The 17,711-nt window shown below is 35.6% G+C and carries 15 protein-coding genes and 1 tRNA gene; 15 read left to right on the top strand and 1 reads right to left on the bottom strand.

Translation table 11 applies throughout. The annotated features are described in order from the left end of the window. The first annotated feature begins 109 nt into the window (after positions 1-109). The 15 genes from prdA (at position 110) to selB (ending at position 17,092) form a co-directional block, all read left to right on the top strand. On the top strand, positions 110-2,044 hold the full coding sequence (prdA, locus tag JNO63_RS03410) for a D-proline reductase (dithiol) proprotein PrdA (RefSeq protein WP_203127091.1): 1,935 nt from the start codon (positions 110-112) through the stop codon (positions 2,042-2,044). Further along, positions 2,037-2,270 (top strand): CBO2463/CBO2479 domain-containing protein, encoded by a 234-nt coding sequence (locus JNO63_RS03405; RefSeq protein ID WP_203127090.1) that lies wholly within the window; start codon positions 2,037-2,039, stop codon positions 2,268-2,270. The genes prdA and JNO63_RS03405 overlap by 8 nt, the downstream gene beginning before the upstream one ends. After that, positions 2,270-2,986: a D-proline reductase (dithiol) protein PrdB gene (prdB, locus tag JNO63_RS08695; protein ID WP_274379860.1), complete on the top strand. Its 717-nt coding sequence runs from the start codon at positions 2,270-2,272 to the stop codon at positions 2,984-2,986. Before JNO63_RS03405 ends, prdB begins: the two co-directional genes overlap by 1 nt. Before the next feature lie 261 nt (positions 2,987-3,247). After that, positions 3,248-4,255, top strand: coding sequence for a proline racemase (locus tag JNO63_RS03390; protein WP_203127087.1), 1,008 nt, complete (start codon positions 3,248-3,250; stop codon positions 4,253-4,255). Positions 4,256-4,267: 12 nt separating this feature from the next. Next, positions 4,268-5,242, top strand: a complete 975-nt coding sequence (locus tag JNO63_RS03385) for a sulfite exporter TauE/SafE family protein (protein WP_203127086.1) — start codon at positions 4,268-4,270, stop codon at positions 5,240-5,242. Between the two features lie 490 nt (positions 5,243-5,732). Beyond that, the gene (locus tag JNO63_RS03380; protein WP_203127085.1) at positions 5,733-6,668 is read left to right on the top strand and encodes a sulfite exporter TauE/SafE family protein; all 936 of its coding nucleotides are present in this window, start codon (positions 5,733-5,735) and stop codon (positions 6,666-6,668) included. Between the two features lie 239 nt (positions 6,669-6,907). Then, entirely contained in the window at positions 6,908-7,681 is a 774-nt protein-coding gene (locus tag JNO63_RS03375; protein WP_203127084.1) for an acyl-CoA dehydratase activase, read from the top strand. Beyond that, positions 7,678-8,829, top strand: coding sequence for a double-cubane-cluster-containing anaerobic reductase (locus tag JNO63_RS03370; protein ID WP_203127083.1), 1,152 nt, complete (start codon positions 7,678-7,680; stop codon positions 8,827-8,829). The genes JNO63_RS03375 and JNO63_RS03370 overlap by 4 nt, the downstream gene beginning before the upstream one ends. A gap of 10 nt (positions 8,830-8,839) precedes the next feature. Then, a complete protein-coding gene (gene selD / locus JNO63_RS03365) occupies positions 8,840-9,853 on the top strand; it encodes a selenide, water dikinase SelD (protein ID WP_203127082.1) in 1,014 nt (337 codons plus the stop codon). A gap of 13 nt (positions 9,854-9,866) precedes the next feature. Then, on the top strand, positions 9,867-10,475 hold the full coding sequence (gene yedF / locus JNO63_RS03360; protein WP_203127081.1) for a sulfurtransferase-like selenium metabolism protein YedF: 609 nt from the start codon (positions 9,867-9,869) through the stop codon (positions 10,473-10,475). Further along, positions 10,456-10,731: a DUF3343 domain-containing protein gene (locus JNO63_RS03355; protein ID WP_203127080.1), complete on the top strand. Its 276-nt coding sequence runs from the start codon at positions 10,456-10,458 to the stop codon at positions 10,729-10,731. The genes yedF and JNO63_RS03355 overlap by 20 nt, the downstream gene beginning before the upstream one ends. Further along, on the top strand, positions 10,721-11,863 hold the full coding sequence (locus tag JNO63_RS03350) for an aminotransferase class V-fold PLP-dependent enzyme (protein WP_203127079.1): 1,143 nt from the start codon (positions 10,721-10,723) through the stop codon (positions 11,861-11,863). Before JNO63_RS03355 ends, JNO63_RS03350 begins: the two co-directional genes overlap by 11 nt. Before the next feature lie 142 nt (positions 11,864-12,005). After that, on the top strand, positions 12,006-13,253 hold the full coding sequence (locus tag JNO63_RS03345) for a glycine/sarcosine/betaine reductase component B subunit (RefSeq protein WP_203127078.1): 1,248 nt from the start codon (positions 12,006-12,008) through the stop codon (positions 13,251-13,253). 637 nt (positions 13,254-13,890) lie between these two features. After that, positions 13,891-15,243 (top strand): L-seryl-tRNA(Sec) selenium transferase, encoded by a 1,353-nt coding sequence (gene selA / locus JNO63_RS03340; protein ID WP_203127077.1) that lies wholly within the window; start codon positions 13,891-13,893, stop codon positions 15,241-15,243. Beyond that, complete coding sequence (selB, locus tag JNO63_RS03335; RefSeq protein WP_203127076.1) at positions 15,233-17,092, top strand: selenocysteine-specific translation elongation factor; 1,860 nt, start codon at positions 15,233-15,235, stop codon at positions 17,090-17,092. Before selA ends, selB begins: the two co-directional genes overlap by 11 nt. Here selB and JNO63_RS03330 read toward each other — a convergent pair. Then, positions 17,093-17,187, bottom strand: a tRNA-Sec gene (locus JNO63_RS03330). Between the last annotated feature and the right edge of the window lie 524 nt (positions 17,188-17,711).

Below are 17,711 nucleotides of genomic sequence, written 5' to 3'. Positions count from 1 at the left end.
AATTTAGTTAAATTATTGTTAAAATACTTACAAAATAGTATAATAACAGTAAATATAGGTAAGTACTACAATAGTAGTTATTTATAAATATCTTTATTAAGGAGGACATATGTCACTATCAAAAGAAATGGCTGAAAAGCATAAAAATGACCCTGCCGTTCTTTGCTGTAGAGCAGAAGCAGGAACAGTGCTATCAGAACATAACTTAGAAGACCCAGCATTATTTGATGAAATGGTTGATATGGGAATTCTTGAACTTCCAGAAGACACATTAACAATCGGTCAAGTATTGGGAGCGACACTTAATACAACAGCAGACTCACTAACAGCTTTAACTCCAGCAAATGCTGATAACTACAAAGAATCAGTAGAAGAGGAAGAAGAAACAAGTGAAGAAGTAAGCCCAGCTGAAACACAAACAGCAGCAGCTAATCAAGCAAATGCAGGATTAAGCGAAGCTGGTACATTTGCACCAAAACTTGCTAACGGAGTAGTAAAAATCCATATTGGAGAAGGTAAAAACATCAACCTTGAAATTCCATTATCAGCAGCAGCTAATGGAGCAAGCGCAGTTTCTTCAAACGATAACGATCTTTTAGTAGCAAATCCATCAGAAGTTGACGGAAGTGCAGCAGAAGCAAGCGTAAGCGAAGCTGATGTAAAAAAATCTGTACTAAAAAGAGAAATCGTAAAAATCAAAGAAGTAAAACTTGGTGATGAAACAAAAGTTGAAAATGGTGTAATTACAATTGATGAAAGCTTAATTCAAAAAGCAATCGATTCAGAAAAATTAGTAGTAGATGTTAAACTTGACATCATCACACCAGATAACTACGACGAATACTCAAACACAATCATGGACGTTCAACCAATTGCAACAAAATTAGATGGTGCAGAACTTGGTGAAGGTACAACAAGACTTGTTGAAGGTGCTGTAATCGTAGTAACAGGTACAGATGAAAACGGAGTACAAATCGGTGAGTTCGGTTCTTCAGAAGGTGAAATGGACAGAAACATTATGTTCAACAGACCAGGATCACCAGATGATGGAGATATTCTAATCAAAACTGACGTTACAATCAAAGCTGGTACAAACATGGAAAGACCAGGACCAATGTCAGCACACAGAGCAACTGATATCATTACTCAAGAAATCAGAAATGCCCTTAAAGACTTAGAAGAATCAGCAATCGAAAGAGTAGATGAATTTGAACACGTTCGTCACCCAGGTAAACACAAAATTCTTTTAGTAAAAGAAATCATGGGACAAGGTGCGATGCACGATAACTACATCTGGCCAACAGAACCAGTAGGTACTGAAGGAGCAAAAGCTAACGTAGACTTAGGTAACGTACCAGTAATTGTAAACCCACTTCAAGTACTAGACGGTGTTATCCACGCATTAACATGTATAGGACCAGCATCAAAAGAAACATCTAGACACTACTTTAGAGAACCACTAGTATTAAAAGCTCTAGAAGATCCAGATTATGATGTTTGTGGTGTAATGCTAGTAGGATCTCCTCAAGCAAACACAGATAAAACATATGTATCAAGATTCCTAGGAACAGCAATTGATACAATGGACTTAGAAGGTGCAATCGTAACAACAGAAGGATTTGGTAACAACCACATCGACTTTGCAAGCCACATTGATCAAATTGGTAAACGTGGAGTACCAGTAGTTGGTATGACATACTCAGCAGTTCAAGGACAACTAGTAGTTGGTAACGAACACATGAACGCAATGGTTGATAACAACAAATCTCGTCAAGGTATCGAAAACGAAATCTTAGAAAATAACTGTCTAGCAGAAGAAGATGCAATAAGAGCATTAGAAATGCTAAGAGCTAAAATCGAAGGTGAAGAAATCGAAGAACCAAACAGAAAATGGACACCAGATGTTAAAGAAGCTAACGTTAAAGCTATCGAAGAACAAACTGGTCAAAAAATCGAATTAGTTCCAAACGAAACTTCACTAAAAATGAGTAAAAAACGTAAAGAAATCTACGAAGCAGACGATTTCGATCCAACAGATGTCTAAGAATCAATATGACGATCCAATGGGTAATTTAAATTACCTACAAGGCACTATAATGGATGTCTCCGATGGAGGAGTCCACATATCATTTTTTGGTAGACTTGGGGAACTACACATACCAAAAAGAATGATAATTAGTGATAAACCTGCTAAAGTAGGCGATATTGTAGGGGTAATGTTAACTTATCCAGAAGTAATTGAAGAATACGAAGAAAAGGAGAATAATTAATGGCTGTAAAAGGTTTAAAATCAGAAATCTTTGTACCTATTACTCCAGATCCAGTTTGGGCTGAAGTTAACAAAGATTTATCTGAAATGACAGTAGCACTTGTTACATGTGCCGGCGTACACATGAAAAGTGACAAAAGATTTAACTTAGCTGGTGATACATCTTACAGAATAATCCCTGGAGATGGAAAAACAGAAGATATGATGGTATCACACGGTGGATACGATAACTCAGACGTTAACCGTGATATCAACTGTATGTTCCCAATTGATAGATTAAGAGAATTAGCTGATGAAGGATTCATCAAAGCTGTTGCACCAGAAAACTTTGGTACAATGGGTGGTGGTGGAAACGTACAAGTCTTCACAGAAGAAGTAGGTCCAGAAATCGCTAAAAGACTTTTGGATGAGAACGTAGACGCTGCTATACTAACTGCTGGCTGAGGTACTTGCCACCGCTCTGCCGTGATTTTGCAGAGAGCAATTGAAGAAGCTGGTGTACCAACAGTATTAATCGCAGCTTTACCACCAGTAGCTAGACAAAATGGTGCTCCAAGAGTATCTGCTCCAAGAGTTCCAATGGGTGCTAACGCTGGTGAACCACACAACGTAGAAATGCAAACAGCAATCGTAAAAGAAAGTTTAGAGCTTCTAGAAACACTAGATAGCCCAGGACACATAGTTCCACTTCCTTACGAATATGAGGCATCAATCTAGATTTACTTTTTAAATTTAGGATACAAAATCAATATTAAGGGGAAGAGAAATCTTCCTTTTGATATGATTTTTAATAAAAAACCTAATTAAAAATTTTTGCCCTTGATTGACAAAAAATATTCTAAGTATCATTACAAGGGTTAAGTAAATCGTTTACTTATATACAAAGCTTGTTGACATATTTAAGCTTTTCCTACAAAATCAACAAGCTTTTATATTTACATATTATTTAACAGGTATTATTTTTTATAAGGAGACATCATGAAATTTCAAAAAAATATTAATGCTGTAGACGGACACACAGCAGGTGAAGCTGTAAGAACAGTAGTAAGTGGTTTTCCAAAAGTTCCAGGTGAAACATTACCAGAAAAAAAACAATGGCTAGAAGATAACATGGACTGGGTAAGAACAGGAATTATGCTTGAACCAAGAGGACATAATGAAATGTTTGGTTCTATGCTAGTAGACCCAGTAGATCCAGAAGCTGACTATGGAATTATCTTCATGGACGGTGGTGGATACCTAAATATGTGTGGACATGGAACAATTGGGGCTATGACTATTGCTGTTGAAACAGGAATCGTAGAAGCTGTTGAGCCTGTAACTCACATAGTTCAAGAAGCACCAGCTGGTATTATCCGCGGAGATGTTACAGTAGAAGATGGAGTTGCTAAAAAAGTTTCATTTAAAAACGTACCATCTTTCCTTTATAAACAAGACCAAGAAGTAGAACTTCCAGGCTATGGCAAAATAAAATTTGATATTTCATTTGGTGGATCATTCTTTGCAATCGCAAAAGTTGAACAAATAGGTCTAGAAATTGTTCCGGAAAATGCAGCAAAATTAAGAGACCTCGGTATCCAATTAAGAGATATTATCAATGAAGAAATTGAAATCCAACACCCTACTCTAGAACACATCAAAACAGTTGACCTAGTAGAATGGTGGTCAGAAACAGATAACCCAGATGCAACTCTTAAAAACTGCGTAGTATTTGGTCAAGGTCAAGTTGATAGATCACCATGTGGTACAGGTACATCTGCAAAACTTGCTACACTATTTGCAAAAGGTGAACTAGAAATAGGTCAAAAATTCTACTATGAATCAATCCTTGGAACAATTTTTGAAGGTGAAATTGTAGAAGAAACAAAAGTTGGGGATTTTGATGCAATAGTTCCACAAATTACAGGTTCAGCTTATATTACAGGATTTAATAACTTTATTTTCAACGAAGAAGACCCACTAAACCACGGATTCATCCTTTCATAATAGGAGAAAAACATGATTTTGACAGTATTAAAGAGCTTATTCTACATCGCTTTTGTAGGCTTTGCGGGCCTTCTAGGAGTTGATGTAGCAAAACATAAAGAAGACCTTAGGGCTACATCAAGCAAAGATAAAGCAAAACTTGCAGGAATTGGTTTTGTAACAAACTTTGCTGACACCCTAGGAATCGGATCATTTGGACCGATCGTAGCTTTATTTAATGCCCTAAAGGTAAATATTAGTGATAGACTTATACCAGGTACACTAAATGTATCTTGTACACTACCAGTATTATTTGAAGCTATTCTATTTACATCTGCAGTAGATATGGATCCACTTACACTTGCACTTATGATAGCTGCAGCAGTAATTGGTTCATACTTAGGTGCTGGTGCTATTTCAAAAATGGATGAGAGAAAAATTCAAAGAGTTATGGGTATTGCCCTATTTTTAGCAGCTACAATTATGCTTATCACTCACCCATATTTCGGATTATTTGAAATGCAAAATGATGCTATTGGATTTACAGGTTGGAAACTAATAGTTGCTGTAATTGGTAACTTCATCCTTGGTGCTCTAATGAGTGCTGGTGTTGGACTATATGCTCCATGTATGGCAATGGTTTCTCTACTTGGTATGAATATCAAATTAGCATTTCCAATTATGATGGGCTCTTGTGCCCTACTTATGCCAGCAGGATCTGTTAAGTTTATAAAAGAAGGCGCTTATGATAGAACAGCAGGCGTTCTTATAAATATATTAGGTCTATTAGGTGTAGTTGCAGCTTATTGGGGAGTAAAAAATGCAAATATCGACATTCTTAAATTCGTTATTATTGCAGTTATTTACTACACAGCTTACACAATGATTAAGAAAAGTAAGGCTCCAAGAACAACAGAAACTGTTACAACAACAGAAACAACAACTACTACTAGAACAGCAACAGATGATAAGGTAGAAGATACAAAAGAAGTTTATGAATCAAAATAAAATAATATTAAAAGATGAGGCTATTGCCTTGTCTTTTTTTGTGCAAAAATAGTTTTAGAATTTCATCATATAATGTAAGTTTAGAGAAAAATTAACCAATAATTGGTAAAGATTATGACTTTAAAAAAAGTTTTTAAAAATGATTGACAAAGTCATTTTAAAATGTTAATGTTAACATATAATATCGTTTACATAACATTTGCATCTCTAAAATTATTTTTATTGGTGTATTTTTTATGCATACATTTTTAAAATCAGTACATAGAATGGCTGGCAAATTTATATTTTAAGGAGTTACCATGAAATTTCATCAAGAAAATAACGCCGATTATGGACTTGCTGCTATAAAAACAGTAAGACGTGCAGGCGACGGAATATCAAAAGTGCCAGTAGCTATCAGCTTAAAAGCATAATTTTTTGCGAAATTTATTATTTTATAAAAACATTTTCAAAAACTAAATACAAAAAATTAAATATTAAGGAGATAGCAATGATAATTAGTATTTTAAAAGGATTATATTACGCATATTTTGTTGGATATACAGCTTTTTTAGGTCGCGACCTTGTAAAAAACAAAGAAGATATAAAGAGAACTTCAAAATCTGATAAAATTAAGCAATCATTTATAGGATTTTTAGCAAACTTTGGAGATACAATTGGTATAGGTTCTTTTGGAAATATTGTTGCCCTTTTTGGAGCAATGAGAGTTAAAGTCCATGATAGACTTATACCTGGAACTTTAAATGCTTCTTGCTCACTACCTACACTTTTGGAAGCAATTTTATTTACATCAGCTATACCAGTTGATCCACTTACTCTAGTTTTAATGATAGCATCAGCAACTATTGGTTCATATATTGGAGCGGGCATTATAGCAAAAATGGATGAGAAAAAAGTTCAATTTGTAATGGGGGTTGCTCTATTCCTTGCAGCAAGTGCTATGCTTATCACTCACCCATATTTAGGATTATTTGATATGGAAAATACTGCAATTGGCCTATCTGGATTCAAATTAATAGTTGCAGTAATTGGTAACTTTATTCTAGGCATTCTAATGTGTGCAGGAGTTGGTCTATACGCACCATGCATGGCAATGGTTTCTTTACTAGGTATGAATATCAAATCAGCATTCCCAATCATGATGGGTTCTTGTGCAATACTTATGCCAACAGCTGGTATGAAGTTTATTAAAGAAGAAGCTTATGACAGATCATCAGGACTATTTATAAATCTATTTGGTCTTCTCGGAGTAATCGCTGCTTATCTTGGAGTAAAAAATGCAAATATCGATGCTCTAAAAATCATAATCATATTTGTAATCTACTACACAGCTATTAATATGATTAGAAAAAGTAAAAGCAAAAAAGAAGAAGATTCATTTATAATGGATCCAGAAATTACTCAAGAAGTAATGGAAGCAAACTAAATATTCTTCATAAAGGCGGGTAAAACCCGTCTTTTTTTGTGTTAAAAGACCTAAACAAAAAATTGACAATATTATAATAAAAAGTTTAGTAAATCTAGGGCTAAACTGGATTTTTCCAGTAAGTACACTTAGCTAAATTTTTTAAAAACTGAATCTATACATGAAAATAAGCCATAGAGCTAGTACACTATTTTCTTTGTGAGAACGTTTTTTATTTAATAAGTTTTATTGGAGGAAAAATGGACTATGTAGGGATAGACATCGGGTCTACTGCTGCAAAAATAACTCTTATAAAAAATGAGGACATAACCCATTTTGTAATGCCAACTGGTTGGTCCAGCAAGGAAACTGCGGGGCTGATCAAAGATAGATTAGAAAATGATTATAATATATATCCAGAAAGTGAAGATTGCCGTATTGTTGCTACAGGATACGGTCGTATTTCTGTTGCCTATGCTGATTTTGAAATTACAGAAATCACCTGCCATGCTAGGGGAGGACGCGAGCTTTCGGGAGCAAAAACTACAACAATTATAGATGTGGGCGGCCAAGATACAAAGGTAATTAGCCTTGAAAATGGATTTGTGGCTGACTTTTTGATGAATGATAAGTGCTCAGCAGGAACTGGGAGATTTATCGAAATTATGGCAGATAAATTAAATCTGACCTTAGAAGAACTTTTTGATATTGCAAAAAATGGTGATCCCATAGAAATAAGCGCCATGTGCACAGTTTTTGCAGAATCTGAGGTCATAAATTATATAGGTGAGGGCAGAAATAAAGAAGATATAGCAGCAGGAGTCATTGATTCTGTTGCCAAAAAAGTAAGCCAGCTAGCAGGACGAGCAAAAATAAAAAATGAGGTAATCCTTACAGGTGGCCTTTCAAATGTCCCATATTTTGCAAAAGTTTTAAGTGAAAAATTAAATACACCGGTACATACTACAGAAAATGGCAAATTTGCCGGATCTTACGGTGCAGCCTTACTTGCAAAGGAGAAGAAAAAAAGATGACAGATATTGTAAAAGATTTACCAGAAGTTTTTGAAGAATTTGCAGACCAGAGAAAAAACGCATTTTTAGAAGTAAAAGAGCTAAAAGATAAGGGGATTCCATTAGTGGGAGCCTACTGTACATATTTTCCCGAAGAAGTGGCTTGGGCAGCGGGAGCAAGTACAGTTGGACTTTGCTCAACAAGTGATGAAACTATTCCAGAAGCAGAAAAAGACTTGCCAGCCAATCTTTGCCCGCTTATTAAATCATCATATGGCTTTGCAAAAACAGACAAATGCCCATTTTTTTATTTTTCAGACATAGTTGTGGGCGAGACAACTTGTGATGGCAAAAAGAAAATGTATGAGTTGATGAATGATATCAAGCCAATGTATATCATGCACTTGCCACAAACACAAAACGAAAAAGCTCTCCGCTATTGGAAAGACGAAATAATAGACTTTAGAGCGTATTTGGAAGATAAGCTTGCTACAAAAATAACTGATGATGAGCTTATAAAATGGTCAAAGGTGGGTAATGATATAAGAGATGCTCAAAAAAATTTGGCAGATACTATGGAACTAGACCCAGCGCCTATGTCTGGCCTTGACTTTTTCCATGTTACCTATGGATCACAATTTAAGATGGATAAAACTATTGTAGCTGATGAGATAAATGCCATTGCAAAAAAAATCCGTGATGAATATGATCCAGAAAAATTAGAGAAAAAACCTAGAATTATCATCACAGGATGTCCAATGGGTGGAGCTACAGAAAAAGTTATAAAAGCTATTGAAGATAATGGTGCAGTTGTAGTAAGTTTTGAAAACTGTTCTGGTGAGAAAAACTTTGATAACAATATTGATCTAGAAACTGGCGATATAAATGAGGCCATTGCTCGTAGATATTTAGATATTGGTTGCTCAGTCATGACACCAGATACAAATCGCTATGACTTGCTTGGCAGACTCATTGATAAATATAATGCAGATGGAGTTATAGAAATGGATCTCGTTGCCTGCCATCCATATATAGTTGAGCGTGAAAAAATAAAAAAATTTGTTACGGAAGAAAAAGGCATCCCATATATGTTTGTAGAAACTGACTTTTCACAAGCTGACATTGGTCAGCTAAACACAAGAATGGCTGCCTTTATAGAAATGTTATAAAAGGAAGAGTATGAGTAAAATAGAAGTTTGCGGTGGCTGCAATGCCAAAATCGCTGCAGGAAATCTGGATTCTTTATTAAAAGATATCAATCCATATAGACGTGATGATGTTCTTGTAGGTTTTGATGGCAAAGATGATGCTGCTGTTATAGATATTGACGGGGAAACTGCAATAATCCAAACATTGGACTTTTTCCCAGCTATGGTAGAAGATCCATATCTTTTTGGGCAAATTGCTGCGGCCAATTCCCTAAGTGATATTTATGCCATGGGTGGAGAGGTAGTAAGTGCTTTAAATATTGCCATGTTCCCACTAGAAGAAGATTTTGATATTTTAAGAGAAATCCTCCGTGGGGGCAATGACAAGGTAAGTGAAGCAGAGGCTTCCCTAGTAGGTGGCCACTCTATCCACGATAACCTAACCAAATATGGTTTATCAGTAACTGGGAAAGTTGCTATTGATAAAATTTGGCAAAATAATACTCCGCAAGATAAGGATGTAATCTTACTTACAAAAAAACTTGGTACAGGGCTAATTACAGGTTCCTACAACCAAGGCATGGTGAGTGATGAGGACTTTAAAACCTGCACTGACCAAATGAAACTTTTAAATAAATATGCAAGAGATATTTTTGTAAACTACGACATACACGCAGCAACTGATGTTACAGGATTTGGTCTCTTAGGCCACTTATCAGAAATGGCGGGAGATGATTTTTCTATCATAGTCGATAGCAAAAAAGTTCCAGTTCTTGAGCCTGCCCTTGACTTAGCAAATGAATTTTTATTCACAACTGGTGGGCAAAATAATAGAAATTATCTAAAAAATGTTGTTGAATTTTACAAGGATGATTTTGCTATGAGCGAAGTATTATTTGACCCACAAACCAGTGGTGGACTACTAGTAGCAGTTGATAGAGATACTGCTGATCAAATCATAGAAGAGTTTAAAAAGCAAAATATGGATATATATGAAATAGGGGAAGTAAAAGCAAAAAGATCTTACCCTATCATTGTAAAATAAAAAGGAGATTAAAATGATACAAATAGACGTACTAGGCAAAGCATGCCCAATCCCAGTTATTGAAACAAAAAAAGCCCTAAGAGAAAACCCAGACGAAAAAACTTTCGAAATCTTAGTAGATAACGAAGTAGCTACAGAAAACTTAGCGAAAATGGCTCATGAGCTAAAAATTGACTACACGGTAGGAAAGCTAGCAGATAGAAAATACGAGGTAAGCCTAGAAAAAACAGAAGCATCAAGAGAGCATAGTGTTATAGAAGACTACTCTGTAAACCAAGCTACAAGCGATAACTATATAGTAATAGTAAACTCTGACAAAATAGGAGATGGAGATGAAGAATTCTCTAAACAACTTTTAGAAGGCTTTATCTACTCAGTTACTGAACAAGACCACTTACCAGTAGAAATCATCTTCTATAACAGGGGCGTTTTCCTTACAACAGAAAACGAAAAAACAATAGAAGACTTAAAAAATCTTGAAAACCGTGGAGTTAGAGTATATTCTTGCGGACTTTGCCTAGACCACTATGGCAAAAAAGATAAGCTCGCAGTTGGTGAAATTACCAATATGTACAAAATCGTAGAAGCAATGAGATCAAACAATGCCATCTACCCTTGCTAAGGAAATAGAGCATATCATATTTTCGTTTGATACCACATCAGCTGCCATGGCTGCTCTTGAAAAAACTGAGCATTTAGCTGGCGCAAGACTAATCCCACTTCCTACCGAAATTGGTGCTGGATGTGGGTTTTGCTTGCGTGTGGACAAAAGTGAATTGGAAAATGCCCTAAATATCCTAGAAAAATCAGACTATGATAAAATATACACCCTCTACCATGAGGGCAAAAAGAGAGTGATAGAAGAATATGTACTTTGATAACTCCGCCACAACCCTACATAAACCAGCGTCACTAAAGGAAAAATATATAGAGCTTTTAGAAAGTGAATCCTACGGCAATCCATCAAGATCAGGCCACGCCCTTTCACAAAATTCTATGATGGGGATATATAAGACCAAAATGGACTTGGCAAAAATATTTCATATAGCAGATCCAAATGATATAGCCCTTACAGAAAATGCTAGTTTCGGTCTAAATATGATCATAAAATCTTTAATAAAAGAAAATGACCATGTAATAACCACTACAACCGAGCATAACTCTGTCCTAAGGCCCCTCTACCAATCAGGAGCAGAATTATCATTTTTAGATTTTGATGAAAACTGTGAAGTAGATTTTGATAAGATTCCAGAACTTATCAAAGAAAATACAAGATTTATAGTAACAAACCACGCATCAAATCTACTAGCAAATCTCAATGACTTGGATAAAATCCATGAATTAGCAGAAAAATATAATTTAGTAATGATAATCGACATGGCACAAACAGCAGGATGTGTGGATGTAGATTTGTCAAAATATACAAATAGCATTTTTGTTTTTACAGGCCATAAGTCCCTTTACGGCCCATCAGGAACTGGTGGGATAATAAAGGTGGGAGATTTTGATTTTTCAAATGTTTTTGCAGGTGGATCAGGGGTAAATTCTTTTGATAAGTGCCACCCAAAAGATTTTCCAGCTATTTTTGAAGTTGGGACAAGCAATTTTCTTTCCCAAATAGCCATGGATGCTAGCCTTAAATTTCTTTTAGGAACTGGCATAGAAAATATAAATGAAAAAATAAAAAAATTGACCAAAAGATTTTACGAGGGCATTGAAAATATAGAGGGCATTAAGATTTATTCTAAAAAACCAGAGGGAGATTTTACAGGAATTGTCTCCTTTAATCTATCCGATATGGATAGCTCAGAATTTTCCCTAATTTTGGATGAAAAATATGATATGCAAACCAGACCCGGAGCCCACTGCGCCCCACTAATTCACAAACACTTTGGTACAGAAAACCAAGGTATAGTTAGATTTTCTTTTTCATATTTCAATACAGAAGAGGAAATAGATGCTACAATCAAAGCAGTAAAAGAAATAGCTGAAGAATACAACAACAATTAAGCCTAGATAAACTAGGCTTTTTTTATTGCTAATTTCAAATTGTAGAAATCTTGTCAAGAAAACTGAACGTGTTATAATATTATTAGATAAAAGGTTTTCTTACATACAAAATTATATGATTAGAATAAATTAGGAGGCAAAAATGGGATTTGGTCCTAGTACAAAAATGACAACCATGCACCATTACAGGTGTCCAATAGTAAATGTAGTTTCATCCTATGATGGCTTAGAATTTGTAGGAGTGCTTGTAAAAGGAGTGTCTGACAAGCAAGCAGATAAGGATAGAACATCTGTAGAAACAGGCAAAATGGCAAAAGAATTGGGTCTTGATGCAGCAATTGTAGCCCTAGATGGCTGGGGCAACCACCACATTGATTTTACAAATGTAATAGGCGAACTAGAAAAAAATGGAGTGGCTACAGCAGGACTTTCATTTATTGGCCAACAAGCAACATTTGTAGCTACAAATGAATATGTAGACCTAGTGCTTGACTACAACAAAACAGAATCAGGATTTGAAACCCAAATACTTGGTGAAAATTCCCTGGCAGAAATAGATGCCATGAAAGCTATGGTAGAACTTAGCAAAAAAATGGCCAAACGTGGCAAAAAATGGGACAAGAAAAAGGATCCGAATGAGAAAAAAGAAGGCAAACTTACAAAATCTTACATAGAAATAGACCAAGTAAAATTTGGCGAAGAAAATAAAATTGACGGCCACACTCTAATTATCGATGAAAACATTGCAAAAAATGCCTTAGATGGCCAAGAAAGAATAGTGGATATGAGTGTAGAAGTCATAAAACCAGGAGATTACGAAAAAGAAGCCAACACAAACCTAGATGTGATGCCAATAGCAGGCAAAAAATCAGGCAAACTAGGCGAGGGCGAAACAGTAGAGCTGAAAGGTGTTGTAGCAATGATAACAGGAGTAGAAGAAGCCTACGACCTCCAACCTGCAAACATGGGCTCTTGTGACGGTACATTAAAAGAAAAAATTAGCTTTGACAGGGCAGGCACACCTTCAGTAGATGACTATATTTTCCATATAGATTTCACCTTCAAAGAAGGCGAAGGCAGAACAGCAGATGGGATTATAAAAGCCCATGAAATAGTCGATGAGATTATTGGAAAAATAAGAGATGTATTAAAATCATACGAGGGCAAATATGATGAAACAAAAGACTTTTACAATATCAAAAGACCAGGAAAATACAAAATAGGTATTGTAAAAATAGTTTCAGGTGTGGGCTGTATGTATGATACATTTGTAAAGCCAGATGAACCAGCAGGCATTATCGGGGGAGAAAATATGAGGATTAGAAAAAATAGTCCGGTATTTTTGACACCTAATGAAGCAAGAGATGGGGCTATTCATTCACTTTATTAAAGTGAATCGAAATTTTATTATTAGGTAAATTTATAGCTTTAAGATAATATTATTACAGATTATTACACTTAGCCTAGGGGGATAGGGACGAGGGGTTGCGGAGACCCCTACGTCCCTTTCCCCCTGGACCCCCTAAAACCTTTTTACCCCCTCCGCCACTGCGTGGGGCAATGATTAGTAGAAGTTCGCTCCGCGAATTCTTTTTTTAAAAATTAGAAGCATTTGCTTTATGCAAATGCTTTTTTGCGTATTAATTTACTTAAGGCCTTGGATAATTATAATACGCTATAATCGCAATTGAAGTCTAGATATTAATCGAAGCTTAACATTAAAAATTTGCGTAAGCAACATACTGCAATTTTAAAATAGACATCGCGTAGCGATTCTTTCCTTAAAATTACGCACCCCGCGTAGGGGTCGTTAGGGTGAGTTTGCATGTGGGTCTGGGGGGTGCTTTGGAGGGCGAATCGAAACGCCCTTAAAGCCAACCCCCGGAGAACGAAGAAATATTTAAGATACTAAGAAAAAGTCAATTACCAAAAAAGAAAAAAGATTTTGCAAACTTTTCTAAAAAGTCCCCCATTACTTTGTTACAAATTTAGTAAAATATTGTATAATAACCATATATGGAGGCAGTATGGAAAATTTGTACAAAAAATTACCTCAAATGAATGAGATTTTAAATAGATATGATGAAAATCCTGTGATTGTAAAGGACATTGCAAATAAGGTTTTGGATGATTACCGTGCGAAGATTGCGGCAAAGGAAGACTTTGAAACGGCTGATATCTATGCGGATATTGATAGCAAAATCAATTCTTTTAGCCCATATTCACTTTACAATGTGATAAATGCAACGGGGGTTATCCTACATACCAACCTAGGTCGTGCAGTTTTGTCTGAAAAATCCCTTGAACGTATCGAAAAAATTGGCGCGTCTTATTCAAACTTGGAATATGATGTTGAAAATGGAGTGCGTGGATCACGCTATACCCACCTTGTTGATATTGTCAAAAAACTAACTGGTGCTGAAGATGCACTTATTGTAAATAACAATGCTGCAGCAGTTTTCTTAGTTTTAAATACCTTTTGCCAGGGCAAGAACGCCCTTATCTCTCGTGGAGAATTGGTTGAAATTGGCGGATCTTTCCGTATTTCAGAAATTATGAAGAAATCTGGGGCAAATGTTGTGGAAGTTGGGGCGACAAATAGAACTCATCTTTATGATTATGAAAATGAAATTGATGATGAAAATCTATCCGCTATTGTAAAAGTACATAAGTCAAACTTCCAAATGGTGGGCTACAACGAATCTGTAGATACCAAAGATTTAAAAGAACTAATCGGCGACCGTGACATCCTTCTTTACGAGGACTTAGGAAGTGGATCGCTTATTGACCTTACTCCTTATGGCTATTCCTACGAAAAAACTGTTGGAGATTGCCTAAGCGATGGCATTGACCTGGTAAGTTTTTCTTGTGATAAACTAATCGGTGGCTCCCAAGCAGGTATCATAGTCGGCAAAAAAGATTACATTGCAAAAATGAAGAAAAACCAACTTCTAAGGGCTTTTAGGGTGGACAAACTAACCCTAGCATCTGTTGAGGCTACCCTTATCGAGTATTTGGATTTTGAGACTATGAAAACAGAAAATCCAACTATCAGAATGATTACTGAGGATGCTGAAACTGTCAAAAAAAGATGTCAAAAACTCTTAAGAAAAATCCAAAAAATAGATGGCATAAATGCAGAAATAGTAGAAAGTGAAGGCAAAATCGGTGGTGGGTCATATCCGCTAGATGTCAAAAAAACCTATTCTGTAAAGATTACCGACACAGACATCCACAGGCTAGAAAGTCATTTAAGACTATCAGAAAATCACATAATCTCAACAGTCCATGACGGAGCTCTTTACCTAAATGCTCTTACAATTTTTGATAGGCAAATCGATGACATTTATCAGACAGTAAAGGATTATTATGAAAAATAATTATATAATCGGAACAGCAGGCCACATTGACCACGGCAAAACTACCCTAATCAGGGCATTGACTGGTAATGAAACTGACAATTTAAAAGAAGAAAAAGAACGCGGCATATCTATAAACTTAGGCTTTACTGCCCTTGACCTATCCAATGGGGAAAAGGCAGGCATAATCGATGTACCGGGTCATGAAAATTTTGTAAAAAATATGATGGCAGGTGTTGTTGGCATCGATATAATTTTGCTAGTAATTGCAGCAGATGATGGGGTCATGCCACAAACTATCGAACACGCCCAAATTCTTCACTATATGGGAGTGGACAATGCAATAATTGTAATAACAAAGAAAAATATGGTAACTCCTGAAATGGTCGATTTGGTAAAGGCTGACATAGAAATGTCCTTTGCAGATACCATTTTGGAAGATGCTCCAATCATAGCTGTAGACTCTGTTTCTGGAGAAAATATTGACCAGCTAAAAGTTTTGATTGAAGAAAAAATCCTTGATATACAAAAGCAAGAAGACAGCAAGTCAATGAGGATGAATATCGATAGATCATTTACCCTACAAGGCATTGGGACAATTATTACCGGTACCCTAACTGAGGGCGAAATCCACAAAGATGGCGGATATATGCTCTATCCATCTGGCAAAAAAGTAAAAGTAAGATCAATCGAAAACCACGACATACCTATAGATATTGCCCACAAGGGCCAAAGGATTGCCCTAAATCTAGCAAATATTTCATCAAATGAAATCGAACGTGGAGACATTATTGCCCAAAATGATTCGCTGATTAGGGTAAAAAATGTTCAAACTAAGCTTTCCCTATCAAAATTTGATGACATAGAAATCGAGCATTGGACTAGGGTAAGATTTTTCCACGGAACAAAAGAAGTGTTGGCAAGAGCTGTACCTCTTGATAAAAAGGAAATCAAGTCAAATGAAACTGCCCTTTGCGAATTCCGTCTAGAAGAAGAAATCTATGTAAAAAGAGGGGACAAATTTGTAATCAGGTCTTACTCACCAGTCAAAACCATAGGTGGGGGAGAAATAATCGATACAAATGATCAAAATCACACAGTAAATTCAAAAGATTATGTAGATTACTTAAAAAATAAGGAAGAATTTAGCGAGATTGATGAGATAAGTGATTTCCTAGATAAGTTCAAATCAGCTGATGAAATTTATACCCACATGGGCATTGAAAAATCAGCCCTTGATACAGATTTAAAACAAATGGCGGCCAATAATGATATCCAAATCATAGGAGAATCCTATATAGCAAACCCAAATCTAGAAAAAATTGCAAGTGACATTAGCGAACTGGTCAAAGATTACCATAAAAATAACCCCTTAGATGAAGGGATTTCTAAAGAAGAGCTAAGACAAAAACTTGACTTAAATCTAGAGACCAAGGACTTTGAAGTCATGCTAAAAAACAAAATTCTAACCAAGCATATAATGCTACAAAGAGGATTTGTAAAAGACAAAAATTTTGCCATAAGCCTTGCCAACGATCAAAAAAGAATAGATGAATTAATGGGTCAAATCAAGGCAAATGAGCCAAAACTGTCCAAAGAAAGTGACATATTTGATAAAAAAGACAAGGATTTATTGGCCTTTTTACTAAAAAATGACCTAGTAAAAATCGATGAATTTGTAATAAGAAACGAATATTATACAAAATTAGTGAATATGATAAAAGATTATTTCAAAGAAAATGATAAGCTAGAAGCCAAAGAATTTAGAGATATATCAGGACTTAGCCGAAATCAAGCCATAGTGATATTAGAATACCTAGATAGGAAAAATATTACAAAAAGAGTGGAAGATTATAGAATATTAGTCTAATGGCGAGAGCGTGTAGGAATCGAACCTACCCAAGAAGTACACTTCTCACAACGGTTTTGAAGACCGCAGAGCACACCAGCCACTCATCCGCTCCCATAGCAACTTATATTATACCATAAGTTGCTAAAAAAACAACAAAATATATCACTTGCAGTAAAAGAATAAAAATACTTAGACAAAAAGCTCGCCAAAAGGCAAAAACAAATACCCGCCCAAGGTGGGCTATTTTTTTGCCCAAAATCGGGAAAAATTGACAGAAATTTCTATATATACATAGGAGGTGAAAATATGACAAAAATCTTAATCTATAAAGAAGAAAAAGACGATGATAAGACAGATCAAAAAGACAACAAAGACTCTGAATAAATAAGAAAGGAGAAGGCTAAAAAAGAAAAATTTGGTAAAGATGTTTTGAAAAATTTTTTGGTAATAAAATTATGTTATAACTTTTCTAAAACACCAGCTGTCACCCAGAGCGTAGGCAAGAGGTTTAGGGAAGAGTTCACCATGAGACAGTAAAAAAGATTTCTCCACTTCAAATCCTAACGGATTCTCTGGTCGAAATGACAATCTTAGGGAACAACCAATCCCTTAATGGTTTGTCATCTCGAGCGTAGTC

The sequence above is a fragment of the Anaerococcus sp. mt242 genome (assembly GCF_016798225.1).
In the GTDB taxonomy this organism is placed as follows: domain Bacteria; phylum Bacillota; class Clostridia; order Tissierellales; family Peptoniphilaceae; genus Anaerococcus.
This window is presented reverse-complemented; position numbering and strand designations above follow the sequence as displayed.

Bases quoted from the DNA above. Each gene is read 5' to 3' on its own strand.
- JNO63_RS03385 (WP_203127086.1), top strand. From the start codon at position 4,268: ATGATTTTGACAGTATTAAAGAGCTTATTCTACATCGCTTTTGTAGGC.
- JNO63_RS03345 (WP_203127078.1), top strand. From the start codon at position 12,006: ATGGGATTTGGTCCTAGTACAAAAATGACAACCATGCACCATTACAGG.
- JNO63_RS03370 (WP_203127083.1), top strand. From the start codon at position 7,678: ATGACAGATATTGTAAAAGATTTACCAGAAGTTTTTGAAGAATTTGCA.
- selA (WP_203127077.1), top strand. From the start codon at position 13,891: ATGGAAAATTTGTACAAAAAATTACCTCAAATGAATGAGATTTTAAAT.
- JNO63_RS03355 (WP_203127080.1), top strand. From the start codon at position 10,456: ATGCCATCTACCCTTGCTAAGGAAATAGAGCATATCATATTTTCGTTT.
- JNO63_RS03390 (WP_203127087.1), top strand. From the start codon at position 3,248: ATGAAATTTCAAAAAAATATTAATGCTGTAGACGGACACACAGCAGGT.
- yedF (WP_203127081.1), top strand. From the start codon at position 9,867: ATGATACAAATAGACGTACTAGGCAAAGCATGCCCAATCCCAGTTATT.
- selD (WP_203127082.1), top strand. From the start codon at position 8,840: ATGAGTAAAATAGAAGTTTGCGGTGGCTGCAATGCCAAAATCGCTGCA.
- JNO63_RS03380 (WP_203127085.1), top strand. From the start codon at position 5,733: ATGATAATTAGTATTTTAAAAGGATTATATTACGCATATTTTGTTGGA.
- prdA (WP_203127091.1), top strand. From the start codon at position 110: ATGTCACTATCAAAAGAAATGGCTGAAAAGCATAAAAATGACCCTGCC.
- selB (WP_203127076.1), top strand. From the start codon at position 15,233: ATGAAAAATAATTATATAATCGGAACAGCAGGCCACATTGACCACGGC.
- JNO63_RS03375 (WP_203127084.1), top strand. From the start codon at position 6,908: ATGGACTATGTAGGGATAGACATCGGGTCTACTGCTGCAAAAATAACT.
- JNO63_RS03350 (WP_203127079.1), top strand. From the start codon at position 10,721: ATGTACTTTGATAACTCCGCCACAACCCTACATAAACCAGCGTCACTA.
- JNO63_RS03405 (WP_203127090.1), top strand. From the start codon at position 2,037: ATGTCTAAGAATCAATATGACGATCCAATGGGTAATTTAAATTACCTA.